This window comes from Photorhabdus sp. RM322S (assembly GCF_042879395.1).
GTDB lineage: Bacteria > Pseudomonadota > Gammaproteobacteria > Enterobacterales > Enterobacteriaceae > Photorhabdus > Photorhabdus khanii.
This window is the reverse complement of sequence record NZ_JBHFKW010000014.1, coordinates 105930-117921: the sequence shown is the minus strand read 5'-3', so window position 1 is coordinate 117921 and position 11992 is coordinate 105930. Positions and strand designations below refer to the sequence as shown.

Genomic DNA, 11992 nt, shown 5'->3' with positions numbered 1-11992 from the left:
CGGAGTATAGAATCGCTGATAAATGAATTAAATATAGCAGGATAAACAAAGTGGGATCCTGTCTTGAAAAATACCCCTTGCTTTTTTTCGGATAATCACCTTTCTTTTTCAAGGCTTAAATCCTGCCAAATTAATCGTTTTATCCTTTTTTTATTGTGTTACTTTTAGGGTTTTATCCGTAAAATAACCGGCGAGAAAGCACTTTAATACCTATCTGTTCGGATAATATTATTTTATGTGTGGATTTCTTTTCAACTTGTTATTAATGGTTGATGGTTTTCTATTAAAGGCCATTAACTCTCCTTTTGAAAAGTTGCATTCTATTGAGTTAAATCCCTCCTTGATATAAGAGTTTTAATGCTGCTGTATTTACGCTTTTAAATGATGATGGCAATTTAGGTAAACGTAAAATAAGCGGAGTATAAAGTCGCCGATAAATGAATTAAATATAGCAGGGTAAACAAAGTGGGATTCTACCTTGGCATTTTAAACTGTTATTAAAATTCACTGTTTTAACTTATGGTTTTAATCGGTATAAAATTTCATCGTTGTTTTCATTGATTTTACCGCCTGATTTTTATTAAGTTTAATCATCATCGGATATCGCGTTTTACCTTTAATCAATGTTAATCATCCCTCATTTTTCAGGGATTAAATCCTGCCAAGCTAACTGTTTTATCCCTTTTTTATTGCGTTACTTTTAGGATTTTCACCGTAAAATAACCGGTGAGAAAGCGTTTAAATACCCATCTGTTCGGAAATGTTATTTTACGTGCTGATTTCTTTTTAACTCGCAATTAATGGTTGATGGTTTTCGATTAAATACAATTAACTCTCCTTCTGAAAAGTTATATTTATTGAGTTAAATCCTCCTTGATATAAAAGCTTTAATACCTCTGTATTTACGCTTTTAAATGATGATGGCAAGTTAGGTAAATGTAAAACAAGTGGAATATAGAATAGTTGATAAATGAATTAAATATGGCAGGATAAACAAAGTGGAATCCTGCCATGGCGCTTTCATTTTAGTGATGGTTTTTTATTATTTTCCGCTATTGTTTATCATAACGAAACTCAGGTGAAAGTTTACTTATTCCAAGTCCATTAATTTTTTTAACCTTAATCTGTACTGGGATCCGTTCTTTCATGGCTTCGACGTGGCTTATAACACCAATGGTTTTCCCGGAAGCATTCAGATGGTCCAGAGCATCAAGCGCAATATCGAGGGTTTCTGGATCAAGTGTGCCAAAGCCTTCATCCAGGAACAGTGAATCAATACAGGTTTTATTGCTGACTAAGTCAGACAAAGCTAAAGCCAGAGCGAGGCTGACCAGAAAACTTTCACCACCGGAAAGGGTTTTGGTATCACGAATGGCATCGGCTTGCCAGGTATCAACAACTTGTAGTTCAAGACCGTCACTGTTTTTGCGTTGCAAATAATAGCGTCCGTGAAGTTTTCTCAACCGTTGATTCGCAAGATGAACCAGATGATCCAGTGTTAGCCCTTGGGCAAAACGGCGGAATTTAGCGCCATCTGCTGAACCAATCAGGTTATTAAGGTAACTCCAGTCATCATAATTTTGTTGGCAATGGTTGATCTCTTCCAGCAAGGATTTTTGTTGTTGGCGGCGTACTGCGTTATTAGTAAGCAGGTTTCTCAATTCTCCTTGTTGTAAGGTGTTTCTTTTCAGCTCATCAGTGATGTTTTCCAACTGTTCAGTCAATTGTGGTTTTGTATGTTGAGCAAGTAACTCAGGGCGATTTTTCAGATGTTGTTGCAGGGCTTCTGCTGCTTTTTGACACAAGGCTTTGACCTGTATCTGTTGTTGTTCGAGCTGTTCTTTGAGTTGTTGCAACGCTTTACGTTGCTCTGGTGATAATAGGGCGGTTTCAAAGGTACTCTGATCGGCAAATATGCTTTTTGCTAACGCAGAGTTGAAATTCTGTTCTGCCAGCTGTTTTTGTTGTTCAGTTTGTTTGCTGTTTTTTTCTGTCTCATGAATTGCGCCGGTAAGCTGGTTGATACTGGATTGTGCCTGTTGCAGAGATGACAGTATCTGTTTGTACTCTTCTTCCAACTGCTGAGATTGTTGCTGTAATGCCTGAGTAATTTTCGCGACCAACTGTTCACCAAATAGTTTTTGGCGCTGCTGTTGCGTATCTGCGAGTTGCTGTTTCTGTTGTTGTTCTTTTTGATTAAATACGTTTAAACGGGATGCATATTCTTCTTTTTGTTTACTCAGTGATTCAATCTGGTTTTGAACGATGGCTTGTTCTTTTTGAATCTGTTGCCAATTTTCACGGCAGTTTTGATATACCTGCCACTCATTTCTACGTTGTTGCAGCCAGTTTTCAGCATCATTCAGGATCGGCAGTGATAAATCATATTCCTGTAATTCAGAAGTCATTTTTTCGATAATATCAGCCAGCTTACTCTGTTGTTGCTGTATCTCTGGTTGCAGTTCAGACAGGTGTTTTTTCAGGGCATTGTATTGTTGTTTATTTAGTTCAATGCCTTGCTCCATTTTTTTAATCTGTTCTGTATGTATTGTTAGTGTTTTTTCTGTTTTTTGATGTTCTTTTTCTGCCAGTTCAAACTCGGCTAATTGGGCCAGACAAAGCTGATAAGCCGATTGGTTCTGTTGTACAAATGCTTCAAGCGCCGGTTTATCTGAAGGAGAAATTTCAGTTTGTAATGTTTCGCAAGTTTGCTGCCATTGTTGAATTAATGAATTCAATTTTGGTTCAGCGTCAGCAACTTCTTGCAAAATATGGTTGTATTGTTGCTGTTGAAACTCGTTTTTATTAGCTAACGATATTCTGGTAGTTTGTAGTTCTTCACATTCCTGACGTAAATCTTTTAGCCGTTGTTCTGATTTTGGCAATTCAATCTTTTGATAAGCTTGAATAGCCGGATGATGTTCAGAACCGCAAAGTGGACAAGGAACGCCTTCTTTGAGTTGTGCCCGTTCTTTTTCCAGGCTGACAATTTTTTGTTCTAACTGAATACGTTGAGAAAGATCTGCTAAATGTTGCTGTTTGTCTGAGAGTTGTTTATCAATAGCTTCAATTTGAACAGGAAGTTCCTTTAATAATCTTTCCGGTTGTTGTAAACGAACATGATTACTGGCAATCATGGCTTGTAATTGCAGGATCTGCGGGGACAGTATTTCCAGTTTATGTTGCAGCGGCAGTTGTGCCTGATGTTCAGTTAATTGTTTTTGTAATCTTTCCGGTGAATATTGCTTTTGCAGATGAAAAAATTGCTGTTCTGCTTGTTCAAACGCCAGTTTCAGTGGTTGGTTATTTTCAATCTGTTGTTTTAGGTCTGCTTCTTGTTTATGCAGACTAGTGTTGAGCTGTGTGATTTCGGTGGTGAGCTTGTCAATTTTTTGAGTCTGGTGATCAATCTGTTGCTGCTGCTCTTGCCACCAGGAGAATTGGTGTTGCCAGAAAGCAATTTTTTCACCGAAATATTGATGATAAGCCTGCTGTTCGAAATAGTTTTCCAGTTGTTTTCTTTGATTAGTTAATGATAGGGCGTGCTGATTTGCCGCGTTATATTGCTGGTCATTGTTTTCAAATGCTACTTTCTGTTCGCCGATTTGTTGCAGGGTAAGATTAAGATCTTTAGTCTGACCATCAATCTGATGATCCAATGGGATCACCTGTTCTGATATCAGTTTTTCTTGTTGTTGTCGGTGTTGTTGATGTGCTTCTCTGGCAGAATCGGCATCAGTCGCTTTTTGTTGTATCGGCGTGAATGTCTGCTGCTGCTGTTGAAGTTGCTGATGCATATCTTCCAACTGCTTATTGATTCTCTGATGCTCATATTGAGTTCGGTTTTTGTCATCCAATAATGGACGAAGTATTTCTGCTGGTTCACTGTTAGCCAGTTTTTGCAGTTGCGGTTCTGCATGGGTAAGCGCGTTTTCTGCCTGTTGTAAAATAACCTGATTTTCAGTAGCAAATTGTTGAAGTTCTTCCTCACGGATCAACCATTGCTCCGAATGTTGCAGGGTTTTAATTTGTTGATTCAGCTGTGATTCAGAATCAGCGAGTTGTTGCTGTTGCTCGAGATATTGTTGATGCTGTTCTTCCGTTAACAAATCAATGGTAGAGGCTTTGGCTTGCAGAATACTCAGTTCTGATTGGGCTTCTTTATGTTGCTGGTAAATTTGCTGGGATAAAATACCGTAAATTTCAGTACCGGTTAATTCTTCTAATAAATCAGCCCGTTCATTGGGCTGAGCATTGAGGAAAGCAGCGAAGTCGCCTTGGGATAACAGCATGGATTTGGTGAAACGACCGTAATCCAATCCGGTAATTTCGATAATTTTCTCTTTCTTATCCTGGATCTTATCTGCCAGAATTTTGCCGTTGCTGCTGAATGCGAGTTCCACTTTGGGGGCTTGCAGATTGCCGTCCGGCTGGTTGCGCGCTCGCCGTTGGCTCCAGAAAGCGCGGTAAGAGACACCTTTCACTTCAAACTCAACCTCAGCCAGGGATTCTGCTGTGTGGCGGGTCATCAGCTCATTTTGTGATGCCGAAACTGTCAATCGCGGTGTTTCGTGATAAAGAGCAAGGCAGATGGCATCCAATAATGTGGTTTTACCCGCACCGGTAGGGCCGGTTATGGCGAACAGACCACTGCTGGCAAACGGTTCTGTTGTGAAATCAATTTTCCATTCGCCTTGTAATGAATTAATGTTTTTCAGCCGCAGACTCAGAATTTTCATGCCTGTTCCTCCTTGTTTTTATCCTGATAGAGATTATTCAGTGTTTGTTCGAAAAGGGAGGTCAGACGTTTTTTGTGTTCTTCATCTTCAAGTTCTGATTGCTCAAGCCGCCGGGTAAAAACCTCGTTAACGCTGAGTTCTGTCAGGGTTTCTCTGTTTTCTTGTGCCAGCATATTGTGCCGTTGTGTTTTACTACGCCGCAGCAGAATGACTTCGACAGGAAGTTTTGCAACCATCAATTGAACTCTTTTCTGGATATCGTGGAGATAATCTTGTGTGGCAACTTCAATATCTAACCAGACGGGTTGCTCGCCTTTATAGTCATTAAACGTTTGTAACTGTTGTTCAATTTGTTGCAGATTACCCCTGATAAGTTGTATAGGCTGATATTGAGGAATGGGTAAAAGTGTAATGGATTCCAATTTGTCTTGGGTAAATTCCACTAAACAGACACTTTTCTCCTGCCCGACTTCATCAAAACTGAGTGGTATGGGGGAACCGCTGTAGCGAATATGTTCAGATTTGGCGACGAGTTGCGGCCGGTGAATATGCCCAAGTGCAATATAGTCCGCCGGTGGGAAAGCTTGTGCCGGGAAGGCATCAAGTGTCCCAATATAAATATCCCGGACTGAATCTGTGGCAGAGGCGCCAACGGTGGTGAGATGCCCGGTGGCAATAACAGGTAAGGGTAAATTCAACTCATCACGTAATTTACATGCTTGCTGATAGAGTCGATCATAGTGTTCTGCAATCGCTTCCTGTAATGCCAGTTGTTTTTGTTCTCCTGACTGGCCCGACTGGCTGGTCATAATATCTCTTGGTCGCAGAAAAGGGATTGCACAGAGGATGGCGCCAGCTTGACCTTCCCTAGTGTTAAGTGTTTTTATCTGTTTTTGTGGATCTTCGTCAGCATTTGCAATAACGGTGGTATTCAGGCAGGAAAGCAGCTCTTTTGATTCATTCAACGTTGCCACGGAATCATGATTACCACCCAAGATAATTAACTGACAGCCAGTAGGTTGCAGTTCAACAACAAAGCGATTATATAATTCACGGGCGTAACTGGGTGGTGAGCCGGTATCAAATACATCTCCGGCAACAATTAATGCATCGACCTGGTAATTTTCAACCTGTTTAATCAGCCAACGCAGAAAATGTTGATGTTCAGCAGCCCGGCTTTTTGTAAAAAAATATTGACCAAGATGCCAGTCCGAAGTGTGAATAATACGCATAGTGCCACCGCAATGGGTTAAAGTGAATGATGATTATAATGGCTATATTTTAAATGTCGCCGTTAAATCTGGCTTCGTGAATATATCTCCGAGCCGCCTCGCATTCATGATGAAATATGACAGTTGTTTAAATTAATTATTGCGAAACAGATTGCAGGTGAAGGATAACCGAGGCAGGATTTCATAAATCTGTCATAAATCTGACGCATAATGCCTTTTAAAACTCAGTCGCGTTTATCTCAATATTTAACAGGATTAACCATGATAAGACGTATTCTGGTCGTTGAAGATGAAGCTCCGATTCGTGAGATGGTCTGTTTTGTGCTGGAAAAAAATGGCTATCAGCCGGTAGAGGCGGAAGATTATGATTCTGCGCTGGCATGTTTGTCTGAACCCTATCCTGATTTGGTGTTATTGGATTGGATGATCCCCGGGGGTTCTGGTTTGCAGATAATCAAGCAAATGAAACGGGATAATAATGTCCGTGATATTCCGGTGATGATGCTGACAGCACGTGGTGAAGAGGAAGATCGGGTTCGCGGCCTCGAAGTTGGGGCCGATGACTATATAACCAAGCCTTTCTCTCCTAAAGAGCTGGTTGCCAGAGTCAAAGCGGTATTGCGGCGTATTTCACCTATGGTGATGGAAGATATCATTGAAATGGATGGCTTGGTTTTGGATGCCACTTCCCATCGTGTAACCAGCCAGGATCTGGCTCTGGATATGGGGCCGACCGAATTTAAATTGCTTCATTTCTTTATGACTCATCCTGAGCGGGTCTACAGCCGTGAACAGTTGCTCAATTATGTTTGGGGAGCAAATGTTTATGTTGAAGACAGAACTGTCGATGTCCATATTCGACGTTTACGTAAAGTCTTAGAGATTGGTGGTCATGATAAAATGGTGCAGACCGTTCGTGGGACTGGTTATCGTTTTTCTACCCGTTACTGAGTTTGCGCACCGGAGAACCTGATGTGTTAGAACGTTTATCCTGGAAAAAACTGGTTTCAGAACTGTTTCTTTTTTGTTTGCCTGCATTAATTTTGTCGATATTTATTGGTCATTTATCCTGGTGTTTGTTTGCTTCGGTATTTTTGGCGCTGATATGGCATGGCTATAATTTGCTGAAACTTTCGGATTGGTTATGGTTAGATCGCAGGATGTTGCCGCCGTCGGGAAGAGGGGGATGGGAGCCGATTTTTTACGGTATTCACCAAATGCAGCAACGGAACCGGAAACGGCGCCGTGAACTGGCGTTATTGATCAAACGGTTTCGTAGTGGCGCTGAGTTATTGCCGGATGCCATTGTTATGATGACAACCGAAGGTAATATTTTCTGGTGTAACCGTTTGGCCCAGCATTTACTGGGTTTCCGTTGGCCTGAGGACCATGGGCAGCCTATTTTTAATTTACTTCGCTATCCTGATTTTAATCGGTATATGCTTTCCAGGGATTTTACGCGTCCGTTATCAATAGAGTTAAATAACGGCTTCACTGTTGAGTTTAGGGTTATGCCTTACTCTGAAGAGCAACTATTAATGGTTGCCAGGGATGTGACGCAGAAACGGGCCCTGGAAAATGCCCGCCGTGACTTTTTTGCAAATGTCAGCCATGAAATGCGTACGCCTTTAACCGTATTACAGGGTTATCTGGAAGTCATGCAAGATCAGGAAGTGTCTGGTTCGCTGAATAATAAAGCGCTGAATACGATGCAGGAGCAAGCCCGGAGGATGGATAGTTTGGTGAAGCAATTATTGCAGCTTTCTAAAATTGAAGCCGCTCCTCAGATTGATATGAATGAAGTGGTTGATGTGCCTCTGATACTTAAGGTATTGCGTCAGGAAGCCGCTGCGCTTGGTAATGAATGCTATAAAATTAATTTTGATATTGGTGAAAAACTAAAAGTTTTCGGCAATGAAGAGCAGCTTCGCAGTGCAATGTCGAATCTGGTTTATAACGCAGTTAACCATACCCCGAAAGGCACTCAGATTGATGTCAGTTGGAAAAAGAACTCCCACGGTGCTGAGTTTACTGTGAAAGATAATGGACCAGGTATCAATGCAGAACATTTACCCCGTTTGACCGAACGTTTTTATCGGGTAGATAAAGCCCGTTCCAGACAAACAGGGGGAAGTGGCCTCGGTCTTGCTATTGTTAAGCATGCTTTACATCATCACCATTCCCACCTTGAAATCTCCAGTGAAATAGGACAAGGAGCAACCTTCAGTTTTACTTTACTGTCAGGATTGATTGTACCGGATAGAATAACCAGTAAAAGAGATAAGGATAGTTTGATTAAAAGTAATAATTAATCTTCGCAATTAATCATTAGCTTTACAGGTTAAAAAAAACGCAAATCATATAGTGTGTATTCAATGATAGCTAACAGCAATCACTGGTTTTGAAAAAGAGTGCGGCATATAGTTCTGCATTATGGTTTATCTATTGCCTTCTAGCGCTATAAAAGTTTTACTTGTGGGCAGTTGCTGGCGATTCTATCTATAATAACCACTATAGTTTTGTATTCAACAGATACTGGTGAATATTATTTTGATAATAAATCGTTAAATTAGGGTTCAATATTGCCAATGTAGGCTTAACTATTGGCGGTATTTATATTATTCAAGCCATTAAAATGGTAACAAAAAATTAACAATTATTATGACAAATCGTTTATCATCTAAGGATATTTGGGCGTTAGGGTTTATGACCTTTGCCCTGTTTGTAGGGGCGGGAAATATTATTTTTCCTCCTATGGTGGGATTACAATCGGGTGAATATGTTTGGGTAGCTGCATTAGGCTTTCTAGTCACTGCGGTTGGTTTACCGGTCATTACAATCATCGCGTTGGCAAAAGTAGGCGGTGGTATTGAAGAGCTGAGTTCACCCATTGGTAAGGTTGCGGGGTTGCTGCTGGCGACGGTTTGTTATCTGGCTGTTGGCCCTTTATTCGCAATTCCACGTACTGCAACGGTTTCTTTTGAAGTGGGTATTGCTCCCCTTGCCGGTTCGGGTGAATTACCGCTCTTTATTTACAGTCTGATTTATTTTGCCCTGGTAATTGCTGTCTCGCTTTATCCTGGTCGTTTACTTGATACTGTCGGGCATGTGCTAGCGCCCATTAAAATGCTGGCGTTAGGTATACTGGGTGTTGCTGCTCTACTTTGGCCTGCGGGGGCCTCAATTCCTGCAATTGATGCTTATCAGCAAATCCCATTCTCCAGTGGTTTCGTTAATGGTTATCTGACGATGGATACCTTGGGCGCGATGGTATTTGGTATTGTTATCGTTAATGCGGCGCGTTCAAGAGGTGTTGCTTCATCGTCATTGTTGACCCGTTATGCGACGTGGGCAGGGGTGATTGCCGGGTTCGGTCTGGTGCTGGTTTATCTGTCTCTGTTCAAACTGGGTTCTGGCAGTGGATCATTGATTCCTCATGCGGAAAATGGCGCTGTAATTTTGCATGCCTATGTTCAGCATACTTTTGGTGGTGTTGGCGCTCTTTTCCTCGCCGTGTTGATTTTTGTCGCCTGTATGGTGACTGCGGTTGGATTGACTTGTGCGTGTGCTGAGTTTTTCAGCCGTTATCTGCCTCTGTCTTACCGCTTATTGGTTTTGATCCTGGGTTTATTCTCCATGCTGACTTCTAACCTTGGTTTGAGTCATTTGATCAATATTTCTATTCCGGTACTGACTGCGATTTATCCACCTTGTATCGTTTTGATTGTTCTGAGTTTTACTCTGCGCTGGTGGAATAATTTCAGCCGTATTTTGGCTTCGGTTATGTTAATCAGTCTGCTGTTTGGCATTTTAGATGCTATCAAGTCATCAGAAACCTTGGTGTATTTATTTCCAAACTGGGCAACTCGTTTACCATTGGCTGATCAAGGGTTAGCTTGGTTAGCTCCCTCCCTGTTGGTTCTGGTTGTGTTTGGTGCTTATGACCGTATTTGGGGGCGTTCTGGTTCACAAGAAAGTCAAAGTCATCAGTGACAATGGTCCGTTTATTTGACCGTTCGTCATCGTCAGATCGTTAGAGAAAGTGCGGGATGGCGTGCCTGAGAAAGGTATTCCATCCCGCTGTTACATAGTTTGCTGGTTTCTTTAACTATCTGTCATCAGTAACCAATAGCAGCACCAGCCGGGCGTCGAACATCATTGGCACCATAGAAATAGTTTTCACGAACTTGACCAGATACGGCGGAATCATTACCCGAAGAACCGGTATTTGAAGCGTCGGCAGCTTTTGGTAAACCAACCATAATCAACTCAGCTGCGCCCCACGGTGTTTGTTCCACCATCTTATATCCCATTTTTTCCAGCAAATTCAGCGAGTCTTTAGAAACACCACGTTGTTCATAATAAACTTCATCTGGTAACCATTGGTGATGAATACGGGGGCTATTGACCGCTTCTTGAGGAGGCATACCGTGATCAATGATGTTTAAGGCAGTTTGTAAAGTGATAGAGATAATACGAGAGCCTCCGGGTGAGCCCAGAACAAGGAATATATTATTGTCTTTAGTGACGAGTGTCGGGCTCATTGATGATAGTGGGCGCTTACCGGGGGCGATAGAGTTAGTCGCACCCTGAACGAGCCCATACAGGTTCTTCTCACCAATTTTTGTCGTGAAATCATCCATTTCATCATTGAGGAAGAAACCGGTTCCAGGTGCGATAACGACAGCACCGAAAAGCCCATTGATTGTATAAGTGGTTGAAACCGCATTACCTTCTTTGTCTACAATAGAGTAGTGTGTGGTTTCTGGTTTCTCATGTGGTTCAATACCCGGCTGAACATTTTCTGATGATGTTGCTTCCCCTGGTTTTATTTTTTTACGCAGAGATTCGGCATAGCTCTTACTTAGTAAGCGATCAATTGGGTTTTTGACAAATTCTGGATCGCCAAGGTGAGTATTTCTGTCCATATAGGCATGACGCATCGCTTCCGTCAGTGTGTGAATATAGTCAGCAGAGTTGAATCCCATTTCTTTGAGGTTGTAACCTTCCAGAATATTCAGGGTTTCACACATTGTTACCCCTCCTGAACTGGGTGGCGGTGAAGAGATAAATTTATAACCGCGATAGCTACAGGTGATGGGGGTTGTTTCTGAGATCTTATAATTGGCGAAATCGGCTTCGGTAATAATGCCGCCTGATTTTTTAGCTGCTTCTGCAACCCGTTTAGGAATATCTCCATGATAGAACGCTTCTTGCCCTTTGTTGGCAATTAATTCCAGTGTATTTGCCAGATCGGTTTGTATCAATCTGTCGCCCGGTTGATAAGGGGAGCCATCTTTGCGCAGGAAGATGCGGGCTGCTTCTGGATCTTTGCGGAAACGTTTGATTGAAGTGTCCAGAATGTCTGTGTCTGCACGGGTCAATATATAACCTTCGCGTGCCAGTTTAATTGCAGGCGCCATGACCTGTTCACGACTGAGTTTGCCATATTTTTTTAGGGTACTGTCCAGCCCCATCACAGTTCCGGGCACTCCAGCGGCCAGGTAGCCATATAAACTGGCTCCTTTAACAACGTTGCCTTCTTTGTCCAGATACATGTTGGCACTTGCCGCATTTGGTGCGGTTTCGCGGAAGTTAATAAAAGTATTTGTGCCATCGGCCAGATGAATTGTCATAAAACCACCGCCGCCGATATTGCCGCAGCATGGGTTTACAACGGCTTGGGCATAGCCAACAGCAACAGCTGCATCAATAGCATTTCCACCTATCTTGAGGATATCCACACCAACTTGTGAAGCAAGGTGTTGGGCTGAGACAACCATGCCATTCTTAGCTTCAACGGCGGGTTCTGAAGCGGCATAAAGATGGGAAGAGATGAGTAAGGATATTATTACCAGTGGTGTTTTCCATGTTTTCAACATGTTGTGAACTCCTGTCGTTTTGCGGGATGATTTGTATAAAGTGGAAGTGCTTGTTTTATTTACATGAATTTTAATGTTAACTAATTGTAAATTTAATTATAAGAGGTGATAGTTATTAGAAAGGTTTATTTTTTGTGCG

General features: G+C 41.9%; 6 protein-coding genes. 3 read left to right on the top strand and 3 right to left on the bottom strand.

Annotated features, from left to right (window positions below):
- Positions 1 to 1052: 1052 nt before the first annotated feature.
- Together ACGF63_RS10660 and sbcD are read right to left on the bottom strand one after the other, a co-directional pair.
- Entirely contained in the window at positions 1053 to 4739 is a 3687-nt protein-coding gene (locus tag ACGF63_RS10660; protein ID WP_387630576.1) for an AAA family ATPase, read from the bottom strand.
- On the bottom strand, positions 4736 to 5971 hold the full coding sequence (gene sbcD, locus ACGF63_RS10655) for an exonuclease subunit SbcD (protein WP_387630573.1): 1236 nt from the start codon (positions 5969 to 5971) through the stop codon (positions 4736 to 4738). Before sbcD ends, ACGF63_RS10660 begins: the two co-directional genes overlap by 4 nt.
- 261 nt (positions 5972 to 6232) lie before the next feature.
- Between sbcD and phoB the strand changes: the two genes are divergently transcribed.
- From phoB to brnQ, 3 genes are all read left to right on the top strand, one after another.
- Positions 6233 to 6922 (top strand): phosphate regulon transcriptional regulator PhoB, encoded by a 690-nt coding sequence (gene phoB, locus ACGF63_RS10650; protein WP_036842382.1) that lies wholly within the window; start codon positions 6233 to 6235, stop codon positions 6920 to 6922.
- A gap of 23 nt (positions 6923 to 6945) precedes the next feature.
- Positions 6946 to 8283, top strand: a complete 1338-nt coding sequence (gene phoR / locus ACGF63_RS10645; RefSeq protein WP_036842384.1) for a phosphate regulon sensor histidine kinase PhoR — start codon at positions 6946 to 6948, stop codon at positions 8281 to 8283.
- Positions 8284 to 8632: 349 nt separating this feature from the next.
- Entirely contained in the window at positions 8633 to 9964 is a 1332-nt protein-coding gene (brnQ, locus tag ACGF63_RS10640; protein ID WP_152962544.1) for a branched-chain amino acid transport system II carrier protein, read from the top strand.
- Between the two features lie 125 nt (positions 9965 to 10089).
- Here the strand turns inward: brnQ and ggt are convergent, their stop codons facing one another.
- Entirely contained in the window at positions 10090 to 11853 is a 1764-nt protein-coding gene (ggt, locus tag ACGF63_RS10635) for a gamma-glutamyltransferase (RefSeq protein ID WP_036842388.1), read from the bottom strand.
- Positions 11854 to 11992: the final 139 nt, after the last annotated feature.